Annotated in this window: 17 protein-coding genes; 9 read left to right on the top strand and 8 right to left on the bottom strand. The window is 45.3% G+C overall.

The genetic code is table 11. The features are described from left to right. Positions 1-4 precede the first annotated feature (4 nt). From CIK98_RS01275 to CIK98_RS01295, 5 genes are all read left to right on the top strand, one after another. Entirely contained in the window at positions 5-1,096 is a 1,092-nt protein-coding gene (locus tag CIK98_RS01275; RefSeq protein WP_094382485.1) for a PEGA domain-containing protein, read from the top strand. A gap of 12 nt (positions 1,097-1,108) precedes the next feature. After that, the gene (locus CIK98_RS01280) at positions 1,109-1,474 is read left to right on the top strand and encodes a hypothetical protein (RefSeq protein ID WP_094382486.1); all 366 of its coding nucleotides are present in this window, start codon (positions 1,109-1,111) and stop codon (positions 1,472-1,474) included. Between the two features lie 396 nt (positions 1,475-1,870). Beyond that, on the top strand, positions 1,871-2,350 hold the full coding sequence (locus CIK98_RS01285; RefSeq protein ID WP_141210357.1) for a hypothetical protein: 480 nt from the start codon (positions 1,871-1,873) through the stop codon (positions 2,348-2,350). A 48-nt stretch (positions 2,351-2,398) separates the two neighbouring features. Continuing rightward, the gene (locus tag CIK98_RS01290; protein WP_094381356.1) at positions 2,399-2,590 is read left to right on the top strand and encodes a hypothetical protein; all 192 of its coding nucleotides are present in this window, start codon (positions 2,399-2,401) and stop codon (positions 2,588-2,590) included. Positions 2,591-2,750: 160 nt separating this feature from the next. Further along, complete coding sequence (locus CIK98_RS01295) at positions 2,751-4,085, top strand: WG repeat-containing protein (RefSeq protein ID WP_094382488.1); 1,335 nt, start codon at positions 2,751-2,753, stop codon at positions 4,083-4,085. 142 nt (positions 4,086-4,227) lie between these two features. Here CIK98_RS01295 and CIK98_RS17860 read toward each other — a convergent pair whose 3' ends face one another. The 3 genes from CIK98_RS17860 to CIK98_RS18860 all read right to left on the bottom strand — a co-directional run bounded on the left by CIK98_RS17860 (position 4,228) and on the right by CIK98_RS18860 (position 5,962). Continuing rightward, the gene (locus CIK98_RS17860; RefSeq protein ID WP_172409771.1) at positions 4,228-4,395 is read right to left on the bottom strand and encodes a hypothetical protein; all 168 of its coding nucleotides are present in this window, start codon (positions 4,393-4,395) and stop codon (positions 4,228-4,230) included. Positions 4,396-4,745: 350 nt separating this feature from the next. After that, positions 4,746-5,624: an Rpn family recombination-promoting nuclease/putative transposase gene (locus CIK98_RS01300; protein WP_094382489.1), complete on the bottom strand. Its 879-nt coding sequence runs from the start codon at positions 5,622-5,624 to the stop codon at positions 4,746-4,748. A gap of 206 nt (positions 5,625-5,830) precedes the next feature. After that, complete coding sequence (locus tag CIK98_RS18860; protein WP_256387747.1) at positions 5,831-5,962, bottom strand: hypothetical protein; 132 nt, start codon at positions 5,960-5,962, stop codon at positions 5,831-5,833. Between the two features lie 283 nt (positions 5,963-6,245). On the opposite strand from CIK98_RS18860, the gene CIK98_RS01305 reads away from it, so the two are divergent. Further along, complete coding sequence (locus tag CIK98_RS01305; protein WP_094382490.1) at positions 6,246-7,598, top strand: ATP-binding protein; 1,353 nt, start codon at positions 6,246-6,248, stop codon at positions 7,596-7,598. 172 nt (positions 7,599-7,770) lie between these two features. Here CIK98_RS01305 and CIK98_RS01310 read toward each other — a convergent pair whose 3' ends face one another. Continuing rightward, on the bottom strand, positions 7,771-9,195 hold the full coding sequence (locus CIK98_RS01310) for an ATP-binding protein (RefSeq protein ID WP_094382491.1): 1,425 nt from the start codon (positions 9,193-9,195) through the stop codon (positions 7,771-7,773). Between the two features lie 359 nt (positions 9,196-9,554). Here CIK98_RS01310 and CIK98_RS01315 point away from each other — a divergent pair, with 359 nt between their 5' ends. From CIK98_RS01315 to CIK98_RS01325, 3 genes are all read left to right on the top strand, one after another. Then, complete coding sequence (locus CIK98_RS01315) at positions 9,555-10,946, top strand: hypothetical protein (protein WP_094382492.1); 1,392 nt, start codon at positions 9,555-9,557, stop codon at positions 10,944-10,946. A 195-nt stretch (positions 10,947-11,141) separates the two neighbouring features. After that, positions 11,142-11,924: a type I restriction endonuclease gene (locus tag CIK98_RS01320; RefSeq protein WP_094382493.1), complete on the top strand. Its 783-nt coding sequence runs from the start codon at positions 11,142-11,144 to the stop codon at positions 11,922-11,924. Between the two features lie 8 nt (positions 11,925-11,932). After that, complete coding sequence (locus tag CIK98_RS01325) at positions 11,933-12,670, top strand: hypothetical protein (RefSeq protein WP_094382494.1); 738 nt, start codon at positions 11,933-11,935, stop codon at positions 12,668-12,670. 48 nt (positions 12,671-12,718) lie between these two features. On the opposite strand, the gene CIK98_RS01330 is transcribed toward CIK98_RS01325, so the two are convergent. The 4 genes from CIK98_RS01330 to CIK98_RS01345 are packed head-to-tail and all read right to left on the bottom strand — an operon-like array spanning position 12,719 to position 16,449. Further along, positions 12,719-13,252 (bottom strand): RsmD family RNA methyltransferase, encoded by a 534-nt coding sequence (locus CIK98_RS01330; protein ID WP_094382495.1) that lies wholly within the window; start codon positions 13,250-13,252, stop codon positions 12,719-12,721. 27 nt (positions 13,253-13,279) lie between these two features. Continuing rightward, positions 13,280-14,098 (bottom strand): DUF3822 family protein, encoded by an 819-nt coding sequence (locus tag CIK98_RS01335; RefSeq protein ID WP_094382496.1) that lies wholly within the window; start codon positions 14,096-14,098, stop codon positions 13,280-13,282. 8 nt (positions 14,099-14,106) lie between these two features. Beyond that, on the bottom strand, positions 14,107-14,658 hold the full coding sequence (locus CIK98_RS01340) for an HDIG domain-containing metalloprotein (protein WP_094382497.1): 552 nt from the start codon (positions 14,656-14,658) through the stop codon (positions 14,107-14,109). Positions 14,659-14,673: 15 nt separating this feature from the next. Next, positions 14,674-16,449 carry an oxaloacetate decarboxylase gene (locus CIK98_RS01345; RefSeq protein WP_094382498.1) on the bottom strand — a complete coding sequence of 592 codons (1,776 nt, stop codon included), beginning with the start codon at positions 16,447-16,449 and terminating at the stop codon, positions 14,674-14,676. Between the last annotated feature and the right edge of the window lie 78 nt (positions 16,450-16,527).

The following is a 16,527-nucleotide window of genomic DNA, read 5'->3' on the forward strand; positions in this document are numbered from 1 at the left end:
ATTTATGATGAAATCATTTTTTCCTTTTCTTGCGTGTTTCTTGTCTTTGACTATTTTCTCTTCAAGGGAAATGTTGGCTCAGGAAATCAAGGTGAAAAGTTGTACAATAGTGCAATCTGACAATACGGCAACAGAAAACGCCAGATATGACATTAACAATGATATGTGTGCCTTGATAAAAGTAGTGACCAACGACATAGAAGGTCTTGTATTCAATAATACTAATCAATATATCGGTGACATTGCCTGCCACAAAGGTATATATTACGTTTATGTGTCTCCAGGTATGTACATGTTATCATTCTCTCATCCGGATTTTCAACCAGGCACGATTAACCTTGCCAATTTTGGTTATAAGAAGAAAACTATAGGTGGAAAGACTTATCAAGTGGAACTTGAGGCGCAAAAACCATTGAACAACATGAAAAGTGTTGCTTTTAAGGTGTCACCTGTTGTTGACAATAGTTTTGTAATATTTGAAGGTAACAAGAAAGCAGTAGAAGGCAGCGGTCTGGTGGAATTCTTTTGTAAGGAAGGAACGTATGGATATCGAATTCAAGCAGAGAATTACGAGACTGTATTTGGAAAGGTAACTATATCCGACAAGAATATTGAACCAATCTCCATAGCTTTACAACCACTTAGGGAACCGGTAAAAATATCTTGCAATGTTCCTGACGCAGAAGTGGTGGTTGACAATATTAATTATGGAGTAGTAGGCATCAAGCAGATTCCTAGGGGAAAACACAATATTAGAATAACGGCTAATGGATATTTTGACATCAACGACAATATTGATGTAACAGGCAGTAGTTTGTCTCTTGACTATAAAATGAGAAAGAACAAAAATAGGGTTGTTAATATCCACGCCGTTGATGTGCAAATATTTTGCGAATCAAAATATTTGTATCGAAACAATATGAAGTTACCTGGATGGGAGAACGGCAAAACCATAAAGATGATGCCATATACCGAATGCAAGCTAAGTGACGACAAAGGCAAGAGTGCTCTGCTCAAAGTGGGTGACAAGTCTATTTCCATTAAACTTGCTGATGGAAAAATCACTTATTTAAATAAACAGAATATTTCTAACTAAATAAAAGTGACAATGAAAAGAATAGTATTCTTGCTGATTATTGTCTGCTCTATGTTTTCTTCTTGCGACAAACAAAAGGCTGCAATAGATGATTTAGTGGATTTTTCAGAAGAACTGACAGAAAACTCTTCTGAATACTCTAAGGAGGAATGGGAAAAGGCAATAGCGGAATATCAGAAAATTGTAGATAAGATTGACCAATATGAATATTCAGACGAAGAGTTAAAGAAAATCGGAAAATATAAGACTCGATGTTTGAAATATTTGACAAAAAGTACTATTAAACAAGTATCTGACCATGTTCATAAGGTAACGAAGCAATTGGAAGGAGCATTAGAAGAATTTGGAGTATATGATTCCGATGTTGACTCAGATTAGTTTGACGATGAATAGTTTCATTGATTTTATAATCATGTTTCGCATGTGCTCAACCTTGTGGAGTTAATGGGGTAAAAGACAATAATGTTTATATATACTCATTAAAGAAAGATTAAAGATATGGAAAGAACTCATAGTGACATTAATTAATTCGCCTATGGGTTGTGGATTGACAAAAGGTGATATTATTTCACTATGTAGTGTATTAATGATTACCGGATTAAGGCCATATAGCAGAGGTAACCTTTTTGCCAATTGGACAGCCGACGATGTGGCTGGAACTATTTGCTCAAATCGATGTGGATGTAAGAACTGTTAGAGGCGGCTATAAACGATAGAGTAAAGTTTCTACGAAATATGTAATATATAATGAAGTAAAAAATAAAGCATTTTATTATGCATATTCTATTGTGTTATTCTAAAACCACGGCACTGGATCTGAAGATGTGGATTCACATGATGGCTGGGGAGCATAAGCTTGAAGTGAGGGAAGTGGCGTGCGAGAGTGAGGAGTTTGAAAAGGTGCTGAGTGATGAGGCGGCTGATGAGTCGCTGGCGGCTATCATAGGGATGGACAATGCAGGAAAGGCTGTGTTGGAGGTGCATGATGTGCCGAAATTGCTGATCAATCCTGTGTTGTCGTTCAGCAGTGAAGAGGAAGAGAAGCGGGTGTTGGGCTCTGCCACACGCTTCGATCGAGACAACACGTGGGGCATATTCAACTGCGAAGGCGACAATGAGATGTATTACGAGAAGATGCATTCGTATAGCACTAACCTCACTCTGCAATTCGGCAACCATTTCAATACGGCAAATGCCGAACTGATGGCTGAGGGATTTTTCTCGGATGTGGAGGATTATGGAACAAAGAGATAGCCGAATCGCTTGAAAGGACGTAGGCATTCACTTAAACAACAATATATTATGCCAGCATTTATCATTACAGCCAAGTCTGACCGCTGTGGACGTAAAATCAAAAAAGGACAGACATTCCAGATAGTGACCAACTACGAGAACATCTGCACGGCTGCCATAGCCGACGGACTGGAGGCGCAACTCGGCAAATGGGCTAGGGAAGCTTCGCATATAGATTATTGGATAGTAAGGAAAATGTGATAAAAAATAATGGGAGTGACGGCGGAACCAAATAACTGTTATTTGAAAAGATCGTCTATTGTCAGGCGGCCTTGAATGGAAGACAGATGTTTGCCAAATTTTATTCCCTCAAATCACTGAAGACTTCTTTGAAAAAAAATAATCTTAAAAGAAAATATTTATGAAAGTATTTGATTTGACGCGCGGCAAGTATCCTCAGTTGTATTATGGGAACGATATAATTTCCCAATATGAGGATCAGTTTAAAATGACTATACATGCAAGCTATTCGTTCCAGCGAAAGTTCCCAAAGCGAGGATGCCTGCATGATGTTGAGGCTTTAATAGATACTATTCCAATTTTCCTCGTAGAAACGTCTATGACAAATGAATATGTTGCTGTACCAGGATTGCAATGTTCAATTCTGGTGCCAGAAGACCAGTACTATGTACCTACGGAATATTCGGAATTCGACATTGATGAATGGGTCAATACAAAGGAAAGCGAAAAGGAAGATGACCCGCGTGAGAGACAACCTCAAAGCCTCAGCATTCTCGATTTGCTTGGAGTATATATCTTTACAAATGATGATGATCTCATTCCAAGAAAAATATTTGTCTGGATGGACAAAATTATGGATTATGCCAAAGATCACACAAAAAAAGGAACTAAACAAATTGGTAGTAATGCTGCAACCCTGTTTGATTTCGTCGTTTTCCATGAGATAGGACATGCATTGATGGACGTAGAACTCTATGGAATTCATCCATCTCCCCATTTTTCGTATAGTAGCGACTATGTATACAGATTCATTGAAGAGGCTTATGCCAATGGCATAGCGTTATCCATAGTATACGACAATCTCAAATCTCAAGAACAGGACTTTATCAAGGACTTTGTGTTGAGTCAAGGTGCGGGATATGCTCGTGGATGGGATTTACGAGATTATCACTTAGAAATAGACCAATGGTTAAGCATCAAAGTCCTTTTCAACTATGATATTGCATGCTTAATAATAGATTGTTGGAAGAATAATCATCAAGAGCTCGTTCCTGAATGTGTACAATCTGTAGGTCATAATGATTGGTTAGCGCTTAAAGACCGACATGACAAATGGGGAATAATAGAGTTGCCTAGTCAGAAAGATATTATTGGTTTCAAGAAATATGATTCATTCTGGTCTTTCGATGAAAATGGATTATGTATGGTTCGGCTTGACCAACAAAAGGGTTACCTGTATGGCTGTGTCAACGAGCAAGGAGTGGAACAGATTCCTGTAGAATATGATCATCTTTATTCGTTTGAAAATGGCATTACGATTGCAAAGAAGGATGGTAGATATGGTGCTATAGATTTGAACAATAACACCGTCATCCCATTCAATCTTCCCTATGAAGACATCCGGGGGTTCCGTAATGGACGTGCCAGTGTAAAGGATAAGAATGAAAAATGGGGCGTGATTGACACTAACGGGAAACTCATAGTCCCATGTGAGAATAACAACATCGTTTTGTAAAACCACCCCCAAAAACGAAACAATAATAGGGATGCGACTGTGAAAGCAAAAACGCCGCATGTGACTACAGAAAATAATAATATAGCGCTCGTCAAAATAATTGGCGAGCGCACATATTGGATTCATTATTATATTGTTCTAATCAAAGTTCCATTATCTTTACGGAGTTCAGTTTTTCCTTTGTTTGTATTGCTATGTCATTACCAGCCCAATACGCATTCGTTGCATCGCCATTACCAATGGTGCGGACAAGTGTTCCGTTTTCTTTTCGAATTTCCACTTTTCCATTGACTGTCTTAATAATATTCATATTAATATTAATATATATTATAATCCATGCCTACGTCCTTTCAAGCGATTCGGCTATCCCTTTGTTTCATAATCCTCCACATCGGAGAAAAATCCCTCAGCCATCAGTTCTGTATTTGCCGTATTGAAATGGTTGCCGAATTGCAGAGTATACTACTACCGCTTTTCAGACCAGCGATATTAGTTTCTTAGGCAAAACTTACATGCATTCCGCAGGTAGAACAATAGGCAATGGGGAGCCTGAGTCCCTTTCCTTGGGTTGAAACGAATGGGGCTCGATGCCCCGTTCGTTTCATGGAGCAACAGTGTAGTGTGTCACCATCGTCCATTCCTTGGGTGCTGCAAAGGTAATCATTCTTTTGAAATCTCGACGATAAGGTGTTTTACCTCATCATGGGGCAGACCTGTTGCTATGGCAATAATATCTACAGATGCGCCGGATGCCAACAACCTCTTGATTGTGGCATTCTTTTCTTGAACTTCCCCTTCCACGCGACCTTCCCTCCTCGCCGTGTCAATGGAATTCTTGATGTCGCGGTAGGCCTTTAGGCTGTCCTCGTACTCGCGTAGCTCATCGGGAGTGAACGTGGCTATCTCTGCTTCCTTAAACAGACGGTCGAACACCTTGTCGCGCAACGCCTTGGGTCGGCTCTCCAACTTGTAAAGGTTCTTCAACACGAAGAGCCACTTGTCGTAGAGCGTCTCCAACTCGTCCTCCTCCTTCTTAAACTTGGCAATCTCAACGTATATGAAGTCAAGCTTCTTGTAGAACACCTTGTTGGTCTTGATGTCGCAGAGTTTCACGGTGTGGGTTATCTCCTTCTTGTCGAAAGCCTCCTCCTTCATGTCGAAGTTCAACAGCGCCACGGTATATACGCGGGAGAGTTTGAAGTCCCAGTCGGCGCTTTTCTTGGCTTGCTCGCGGATGGGGAACGTGGAATAAAACAGGGAGCGGTCCTTGAAGAAGTCCTGATAGGCATTCTGCATCTCGACGATGAACTTCTCGCCATCCTCGCCCTCGCAATACACGTCGAAGATGGCCTTGCGCGCCGAGGCGTTGTCGCCGAAATGCTCGGTGTTAAGATACTTCACGTCCTTAATAACCTCTTTGCCGGCGAAGAGACTATTAAGGAAATTTATCAGCAAGTCCTTGTTGGGGGCAGTGCCGAATATGCGCTTGAAGCCGAAGTCGGTAAGCAGGCTGATGTATCTTTCTTCTATTCCATTCATACCACAAATATATTTTTTCTGCAAAAATACAACTTTTATATTAAATCAGCAAATAAATCATCGGAATTTTTGCAGATTAAGATTTATTTATTTCTTTATGCAGATGTCGTTTCCTGCCCTCCATGTTGTTGTGCTTGAAGAATCATAGAGACAGGTTCATCGACCATAAAGAGTCAATGTACCTGGCCCTATGAACCCTGGCGGTCTTACATAAAGTAAGAGCATACAACGGCGGGCGTTCGGCATTTTTCCTTGAGATAGTGGCCAGTGATGCTTTCCTTGCATCCGCTAACCGTTTCCGGTGTCCCCTGTCCCGGTCCTATAATTTTTCTTCTCATAACTCTGTATTTTAGATGGATAGATTGGGATTCATGATAAATCTAAAACGTAACCTTAACTATCGTTTATCGAGAAAGCTCACAACGAATATTGGAACATTGAGCAAAACAAGGTGAAAATAGACAATTTGTAAAATATATTGTTTTCGGTGCCGATTTTGGGCAGATTTTTATGATTTTAGATCCCGATTTTGGGTTTCGATGCCGATTTTGGGCAAATTTCTCTATTTTTCGATACGGATTTTGGGAATTATTTGTATCTTTGTCACCAAAATCAGAGCTTATGGAATATTTCAAGAGACATATTGACGAGAAACTCCGCGAATGGAAAGAAGACCCTCGTCGCAAACCATTGCTGATACGTGGTGCGCGCCAAGTGGGCAAATCCACTGCTGTAAGAGAATTAGGAAAGACTTTCAAGTACTTCCTGGAGATTAATCTGGAGAAACAACCGGATTTCAGAAAGCTGTTTCCTGAGAATATCGACGTGAGAAGAACATGCGAAAACCTCAGTGGAATAACGGGTATTCCGATTGTACCTGGAGAGACATTGTTGTTTATTGATGAGATACAGACATCGAAGGAGGCAATAATGTCACTCAGATATTTCAAGGAGGATTATACTGAACTGCATGTCATAGCAGCCGGTTCCTTGTTGGAATTCGCACTTGAGGAACTGCCCTCCTTCGGTGTGGGCAGAATACGTTCTTTATATATGTATCCCTTCTCGTTTGACGAGTTTATGATGGCGCAAGGGTTAGACATAACCGTTGATTACAAGCGAAAGGCAACTGCGAGCAGTCCATTGGCAGAACTAGCTCATAAAGAGCTTGTCAGCCAGTTGCGCACGTTCTATTTGGTAGGAGGAATGCCTGCCGCCGTAAGTGAGTGGATTGAGACGAGGAGCTATATCGAGGTGTCTCACGTACACAATGACATCATCGATACATACAACGACGATTTCTCGAAATACAAAAAAAGGTTTTCGCCAGTGTTGCTCCGTCAGGTGCTCCGCTCGGTCGCGTTGCAGGCGGGAAACAAGTTCGTGTGCTCAGAGGTGTCAAATGACATCAAGTCAACCGCGATTCGTGAGGCATTGCATCTTCTGACACTTGCCGGACTTGTGGTTCCGGTGGTACATTCCAACGCCAATGGAGTGCCTCTTGGAGCTGAGGAAGACCGGCGTTATACAAAATATCTGTTTTTTGACATCGGAGTGATGCAGACGTTGCTTGGTATGACGGCTGCAGAGGTATTGGCATCGACGGATATGGATTTGGTGAACAAGGGCGGAATGTCGGAAATGTTTGCCGGCTTGGAATTTGTCAAATATCAGGACTGCCATATAAAGCCAGAGATGCATTATTGGCAAAACTCCAGCAAGAGCAGCCAGGCTGAGGTGGATTATGTCATTGCTCATCGTGGCATGGTGCTGCCTGTGGAGATTAAGGCCAGCAGACAGGGTAGCATGCAGAGTCTGTGGATCTTTATGCGCCAACACAATTTGCATGATGCCATCCGCAGTTCGCTTGAGCCTTTCGGCGAATTTGTCTATTACGACCCAAAAGCTGGCGACGCCGAGCGTCATGTGGACATTATCCCGCTATATGCCCTGAGTAATATTGCAGTTCCTTAGCTATTATGTTATTCAACTTTCGTATATAGATTACTGTCTACTTGAACAGGTCTTCTATATATAGGCAGAAAAGCCGAAATATGCAAGCTTTTTGTACTAAATCTCACTTTTTTCATGCGATTTAGTACAAAAAGGTGGCATAAACGGGATTGGCGGTGGAACCAAAAAACTGTTATTTGAAAAGATCGTCTATTGTCAGGCGTCCTTGAATGGAAGACAGATATTTGCCAGGTTTTATTCCGCTGGAGGTAATCAGTGTAAGACGAAGGGTCTTTGTGGTCTTGGTAACATCTCTGAAGAGGTCGCGTCGTTCATTAAGATATTCCACATAGTCCTTTTTGAGTTCATAGTCGCGATCACAATATTTCATTTCACACAAGTCGATGCACTTGTCGCTACGGTCTATTACCAAGTCAATCTGCGCCCTATGGTCTGTCGAGCGATAATACCACGAGCATACATCGGAGGCTATGCCCGATATTCCTAATGCCTGCTTGATTTTGCTTATATGCAATATACAGACCTGCTCGAATGCATATCCCGACCAAGCATTGCGCTGTCCAGAACCAATATTGCTCCATGCATATTCGTCTTGTCCGTTGTGGTTTTTCACAAAACGAAGATAGAACAGGGTGTACATGTCGGTAAGCTGATATATAGGGTCGTTGCACTTTTTTCCAAAAGCCTGATAGCGACGCAGGAAATCACATCTCACAAGATTGTCAAGAGCTTCGCTGAGGTTGCCATTGTCGGCAATCTTTAACGTCTTGACTATATCCTGGCGGCTAAGACCCATGAGCGATGTTGAAAGCAGCTCTACAATACGTCTATAAAGTGTAGCCTCATTAAAAAGGGACTTAAACAGGAATGAATACTCCGACCTCAATACCGCATCGCCACTAAAGAAGAGCTCGTCAACATTCTGAGTAAGAGAGAGTCCGGGACGAAGCAACGACAGATAGAAGGGCGTACCACCAAGTATCATATATGCATCGAGCACTTCATGGCGACTCCAATCAATATTGAGCGACTTGAGGTATTGTTCTGTTTCCAACAGTGTGAAAGGCATAAGGTGCAATGGGCGAGTGACGCGGTTATGAAGGCCGCCCTTGTCGCCAAGCAGTTTGTTGGTCATCCATGTGGTGGCACTTCCGCATACTATGAGTTTTACCTTTGGGCGATTGGATGCCCACCCATTCCAGAAAAGGTCGAGTGCACGTAGGAAGCCAGACTTAGGGGTGTCAAACCATGGCAGTTCGTCGATAAAGATGAGAAACCTGTCTTTCTCCGGTAACGACTCTATAAGGTCCTGCAACAGAGCGAATGCCTCATTCCAATCCTTTGGTTTGTTATGTCTTGTACCGCTGTATTTAGCCAGTTGGTTCTGCCAATGCTTCAGTTGTTCTGAACGACTCTCCTGATATACTCCCGTGGCATAGAAGTCAAATTGCTCGTCAAAATACTGCTTGACAAGATATGTCTTGCCAATTCTTCTCCTGCCATAGACTGCTACAAATTCAGCCTTTGGTGAGTCATAGCACATCTGGAGGATGTCTTGCTCGTGCTTTCTTCCTACTATTGAATCACAATACTTCATATACTCAGGTATTCATTATATAAACTTGGTGCAAAGATACATGTTTTTTTCGAAAAAGTGGCGATTGTATGGCGAAAAGTCGAAAAAAAAGTCACTTCCCGCCATGCTATCTCTGCTTTTGGGCAAATATCTCTGATTTTCGATACGGATTTTGGGAATTATTTGTATCTTTGTCCCCATACTTGCAAAGTATACTCGTATTGCGTTTTCTGCGTAACATCGTGTTACGTTACGCATGAGTATTTTGAAAGCTCATGAAGGAGGTTATTGAAATTATCAAAATGCTTTTGAAGAAACTTTTTTGGTTAATTCCGATAACCTTTGGTGATTGAAAAATTAGGTTTACCTTTGTGTCCGAGATGAAAGAAAAGGTACTGAATCTCAGTCCAGACAATGTCAAGGACATGCAGACTGAGTCTCCTGCAAAGGAGTCGAAAGAGACGGTTGCAGACCGCATTCCAAAACTGCCAAAGAATGTGCATTGGGCGGTGAAGGCTATAGTGGAGCCTTTCCCTGAGGACCGTAAGGAGGTGATGTCGCTCATGGCGCTTCCTTTCCTCGGTATGTTGGGTGGCAACGCCCGATTCCTCTACCGCAACCAGGAGGTGCATCATTTGGGGTTTGAGTGTTGCCTCGTAGGTGAACAGTCTATCGGCAAGAGTGCGCTGACGCGAATGCAGAACGTGCTAATCTCGAAGGTGATAGAGGTGGACAACGAGACACGCCGTAAGAGCGATGAGTATGCCGACGAGTGCATTGCCGCAGGAGATGGCAAAGATAAGCCTAAGGATCCTCATTATGGTACGCGCATAATGATGCCCAGCACTACCAAGGCGCAGTTCTACCAGAACATCAAGAATCTCAATGGAAAACGTGCCATTATCGTGTGTCCGGAGATTGACTCGCTTCACGTGCCTAACAACTGGAGCCGCGACGGAGGGGCCAACGAGCGTCTGATGTTTGATACTGAGGTGGGAGGCCAGGACACGAAGAGTCATGCCGGAACGAGCGCCCGGGTGCCTGTAGCGGTGAACCTTGTCACGAGCGGAACGCCTAAGGCAGTGAAAAACCACTACAGGAATGCTGAGGACGGTCTTGTGACGCGAGTGGGCTTCTGCTCTTTTCCTCAGGATATGAACGAGGAGGCAGAGGAGCGTCCTCGCTCGAAGAAGAACCTGGAGACCATTCTGAGTATACAGGAAATTCTTCTTTCTGAGAAAGAGGGTGATGTCATCAACATTCCGCAGCTTAAGAAGCAACAGCTGGAATGGTGTGCCCGACAGAAGACGGTGAGCGACGCATCGGGCAACCAGAGCATCAGCACCTTCCGCAAGCGTGCTGCCGTGATGGGCTTCCGTGCCGGATGTGTGCTATATTTGCTTGATGGCAGGAAACTGACACGCAAGGCGCTGGAGTTTGCCATTTGGGTGAGCGAGTATGTGCTGTATTTCCAACTGAAGTACTTCGGCGAACAGATGAACGAGAGCATTGAAGAGAATGCAATGATGATGCAAGTGCCTGTATTTGCCCGTAATGCCAATGCGTGGGTGTTCTGTAAGTTGCCCGGGATGTTCTGCTACGGCAACGTGGAGGAAGCCTACACACAGATTGGAATGAAGGCAACAGGCTACCGCATGGTGGTGTCGCGATGGATAAGGAACGGCTGGGTGGAGAAGGTTGACAAGGAACACTTCCGAAAGACGGCGACTGGTATCCAGATCTGCAACAAGATGGGCAGGGAGGCTTCGTAGGTGGAGTGATGTTTTTCCGTAACGTAACGTTATGTTACGCAAAAAATGCAGTTCCTCAGGAGGTGATTTTTGTTCCGTAGTTATGTAGCAAAATTTCCCTAACTGCGTAGCAATTATCGCCTCTTGGGACTCATCTATGAAGACTCGGACTATTAACAATAGATAACAGTGAAATCACATAAATGACCATATATTATGCATTATAAAAACAACAAATCAGACAACTCGGCGTCAGCATGCCAAGACGCTTTGAAGACAAATAACGCTCGCCGCCGCATGAGACAGCAGCTATTGCGCATGGGGTGGACGAAACAAAGATGCCCCTATCCGGTCAACGGCACGTTGAATCTGATGGCAAGGTACCACTCCCCACACATCTACAACAATACTTTTTGGTTTGAAAGCTGCCTGAAGAAACTCAATCCAAAGGGTGAGGTGTATTACGCGCTGGAGATGCGTTGCGCGGATTTAGAGCACCTCACGTGGCGTTGTGATTTGGAAAACCCAAACAACCGTCATCCGCTCGACACCCTCGACGCCTTTTATATACTCCGCGGATATATGCTCGAGGGCTTGCCTTGGGATTATTGTACAGGTAGGGAAGAGGATCGTGGCATCATCAAGATTATCGACTGGGAGCATCCTGAAAACAACACTTTCGAGTTTGTGGAGAATTGGCAAGGAGCTATCAACGATGGCTTTGGCTGGGACTTCATCCTGCTGGTCAATGCCATTCCCCTATGCGGCATAGTTGTTGAAGATACCCTTCAGGCTGCCTACGATATGGCCCAATACCAGCTGGACAACGACTACCAGTTTCCCGTCTATTGCCATCTGCTTGTCATTTCCGACGGAAACAGTATGATGGTTGGAGACCCTTGGATGGAGTTGGACAAGTTTACGGCAATAGGCACACTGAAAGAAGCGCTCCGACCCGTCGACTTCCTCATAAACCGCATCAAGACAATTCCAGAATAACTTTAGCTATGGACGCACAACTTGAAAATATACAAATACTTATAAGCATCAATCGTAAGGCTCTGAGAGAGTTGGCTAAGGTGGCGGAAACCACCTCAGCCGACTATTTGCATATCGACACAGCCATGAAGCTGATAGGCGACCAGTTCCACTTCCTGCTGCAGCAGAAGGAGGAGCTGATGGCTAAAGCTGAGGAGGTGGTGCTGGATGAACAGGAACCGCAAGGCATGGAGCAAGGACCGCAGGCCGCCGCTCCAACCCAGAAGCGTGGACGAGGTGCTGAAAAGAAGTATTACCTTAGGGACGAAACCCTCAAACCGGCTTTTCTCGCCCAACTCAAGCGCATCTTCCAGCGACACTACACCGCGGCTAAGACCTTCACACTCCCTGACGGCACTGAAGCCAAAGCCCCCGACTTCCTTGCATGCCTGTATGACATAGGCATAAAAAACGGCATCGCCTATCCTAAGGCCCCGGTTTACGACATGAGCTGCCTGTTGAAGGAAGCGGCCTGTGATTGTCCCAATGCGAAAAATTTCACTACCGCCTACAACACCTTGCAGACAACTGTAAGAAAGTGGAGACTCTTCACCGGTAATGAAGCCAGCTACTACTGCGTCAACGTCCGCTTCCATCTACTCAAGCCGCAAGATGTGCCATCTGAATATAAGGATGAATACCGCCGCGTGCTTCACATCTACTCTCAGGTAGAGCAGATATACAAAGAAACAAAAAACGTAACGTAACGTAACATCGCAAAAAAAAGTAATTCTTGATACTTTTTCAACCGCTATTCACCCTTTGAATAGGCTGAAATTGACGCTGCCGTAGGAGCGGTGTTCTACGAAATTGGGATGCGAGGTGAAGTCGTAATCCTTGCCGTGCTCGAACACAAAGATGCCTCCGGGGGCTATCATGCCCCGGTTGATGATTAGGTCGGGAAGGGTGGGGAGCTCTTTTAGCGAGTATGGTGGGTCGGCAAAAATGAAATCATACTGCTCGCGACATGTCTTGATGAAACGGAATACGTCGCCGCGAATGGCAATACAATTGTCGACGCCGAGTTTTGACAGACATTGCTTGATGAAGGCATGATGGTCGCGGTCGGCCTCTACGCTCACTACTTGCTGGCATCCTCGCGACAGGAGTTCGAGGGAGATGCTGCCTGTGCCTGAAAAGAGATCAAGGGCTCTTGCTCCATCGAAGTCTATATAGGCGTTAAGCACGTTGAAGATGTTTTCCTTGGCAAAGTCGGTAGTGGGACGTGCCTTGAACGTGCGTGGCACATCGAAATGGCGTCCTTTGTATTGTCCGGTGATTATTCTCATTTTTTTTGGTGTTAAGGGTTTTTCTTTCTACCTTCCCTTGATGAAATATGTCATCATGTCGTAGGGGAGGGAGGGGTTTTGGGCTATGGGGGAGCGGTTGAAGTCTGTGACGGGATTTATGAAATACACGTTTTTTATGTATCCTTTTAGTTCGGTTTCCAACCATTGCTGTTCCGGCACTTCACCTACCAAATGAAATTCGTCCTTCTGCTCGTCCATCGACTGCTGTTTCCATACGTTGAGTATGAAGTAGAGGGCGTCGTGGGAATTGTCGAGGGTGAAGGTGTTGCAGAATTTGAAGCGATTCTGTCCGTAGCCGAATATCTCCATGCTTTGGTCGTGGAAATAGGCGTAGAGCTTCCTTTTGCCGCCAGAGAAACTCCTTTTGAACAAGTAGTGCCACACTGGGGTGGAGGCGTTGAAGAAGGTGGCGGAAGGATAGCGGTCGGAGATGACCGTATGGATGTCTTTGGGTATTGAATAGAGTACTGCCACGTTGATGTCGCCAATGATGTCGTCTTTGACAATAGAGTTGCCGGTGTCTGGATAGCAATGGGTGTAGAGTAGGGTGGAGTCTGACTCCTTGTAGACATCAAGCGGCACTACAAGTTGTGGGGTGTCGACCATGACCATCACCTTCGTATAGTCACGGGAGAAGATTTCGAGGGTCTTCATGGCTTCACGGAGGTTGGCCGTGATGGACATGGTGCCCTTTATGGTGTATGGCGTGTAGGCCAAGGGCACCGACAGGTCGTCGATGTCTTGTACTGCCATTGCCAGCGAGTGGCGGCTGATTCTGATAACGAGACGTTTCCTTGTGGAATTTTCGTGGCTTGTTGTTGTCATGAATTAATTTAATTGATGAGACCTAACTCGAACTGAAACACCCATTTGATGAAGCGTCTTGCACTTTCTTTGTCGTGCTTTATCAGGTTGCTGATTATTGTATCTATTTTTAGCTCGCGTTTGGGGTGAGACTTGGAGAAGTATTTGTCGGCATAGCACACTATTATTTCCTCTATGGTTTCGGGACAATAGTCTGCCTCTGGCATGGGCAGATGTTGCAATCGAATCTGTTCGGCTGTGATGCCGGTGCCTGTATGCCGTTCGCACACCCTTGCCAGCTCCGGCAGCCCTTCATTGCGCAGTATTTGCCCTCCGAGGATGCCGTGGAGGATGTATGGTTCGGTGCCGTGACAGTGGATTTCAGGTGCCGAAGTCATGAAGATGCCAATGTCGTGAAGCATGGCGGCATCATGAACGAACTGTGCGTCTGCACCCAGTTCCGGGTGCCGACGCACTATTTCGAGAGCTTTTTCCGCAACGTCGGAGCTATGCTTTAACAAAAGTCTCCTAAGCGGGTTGTTTTTAGGATAATACTTAAAGATGATTTCTTCTGTATTCATGAAAATAAATGTGGGTTACTGCTTTTCTGAACGTTCTATCCAGGCGAGGGTGTCGCCACGTCTTACCTTGCCGCCTTGTTTTACAGTCACGTCAACCAGTTTGCCTCCTAATGCGGCTGGTATTGGCACTATCTCGCCCCATGGCGCCTGTATATAGCAGAAGGTGTCGCCTTCCTTATACTGCTGGCCTATGAACGGCTCAAGACACTTGTTGACTCCCTCGCCGGCAAACTGGTAATAGACCTGTCCTGCCACTGGCGTGATGAGTGCGTCGGCCTTTGCGTGCTTGAAGGCAGCGAGCTGCTCGGGCGTGAGCTGCGCGCCCAGCTTGGCGTCCTTTGCCTTCTGCAGGTCGGCAAGGAAGTTTTTCTTTGCCTGTCCGCTCTTGTAGTTACGATACTGTTCGGGGTGCATTGCCAGTTCGAAGAGTTCCTCGTCGTCCTTTCCTGTATCCCAACCGTTGTCTGCCATTTCCTTGCGGAAGCTGTCGAGGGCGTTGGGTATGAGGGTGTGAGGGTCGTCGGAGGTGAACTGTCGTCCTTGCTTTTCCGCGAGGGCAACCAGTTCCGGGTCGATGTCGCCAGGCACCTTTCCGCTCTTTCCGAGTATCATGCCCCACATGGAGTCGTCCATCATGACGAAGCGTCCCTTGCCCTGCTCGATGGTGAGAAGGTTCATGAGCGCGATGTTCTTGACATACTGCGAGAAAGGAGTGACGAGTGGTGGATAACCGACGCGAGGCCATACATAAGCCACTTCATCAAATAGTTTCACGAGCATCTCGTCGATGTCGAATTCCTTCAGGCCCTTTGTCTTGCGCAGTTTGTTGATGACAGCATGTATGCCGCCGAGGTCGCTCATCATCGAGCCCATCATGCCGCCGGGGAGTCCGCATCCGAGCAGTAGCGACGACATGTGCTTGTTTTGTGGATTGATGAAGTATCCGAGCCATTCGTCGATAAACTCCTGTGTGAGTGAGCGTGCCTGCATATATGCGTTCATATTGATGTCAGGAACGTCGAATCCCTCGTTTTTGAGCATGCTCTGTACTGAGATGATGTCGGGATGTACCTTACCCCAGCTCAGAGGCTCGATGGCGGTGTCGATGATGTCGGCACCATTGTTGCACACCTCGAGAATGGAAGCCATGGAGAGTCCGGGTCCGGAGTGGCCGTGATACTGTATGATGATGTCGGGATGATTGGCCTTGATCATTCCTGTGAGTTTGCCGAGCATTGCAGGCTGTCCTATACCTGCCATGTCCTTAAGGCATATCTCCTTTGCCCCAGCCTCTATCAGCTTGTCGGCTATTGCGCTATAGTATTCAGCGGTATGAATGGGCGAGGTTGTGATGCAGAGAGTGGCCTGTGGTGTCATACCTGCCTCGGAAGCCCATTTTATGCTAGGGATGATGTTTCTTACATCGTTGAGTCCACAGAAGATACGAGGTATGTCCACACCTTGTGCATGCTTCACCTTGTACATGAGCTGTCGCACATCGTCGGGTACGGGATACATTCTGAGGGCGTTGAGTCCACGGTCGAGCATGTGTGTCTTAATGCCGACCTCGTTGAAAGGCTTACAGAAAGCTCTCACAGCATCGTTAGGGTTTTCACCAGCCAAGAGGTTCACCTGCTCGAAAGCTCCTCCATTAGTCTCCACTCGCGCAAAGCAGCCCATTTCGATAATGACCGGCGCAATACGCTCAAGCTGATCCTTTCGTGGCTGAAACTTTCCTGAAGACTGCCACATGTCTCGATAGACAAGACTAAATTGGATTTTCTTTTTCATCGTAATCTTTCATTAAAGTGTTAATGTTTGCAATCACGCTGCAAAAATAATGAATATTCTTTCATGCGCCAAATAGTT

Origin of the sequence: Prevotella sp. P2-180 (assembly GCF_002251435.1) — a bacterium.
Lineage (GTDB): Bacteria > Bacteroidota > Bacteroidia > Bacteroidales > Bacteroidaceae > Prevotella.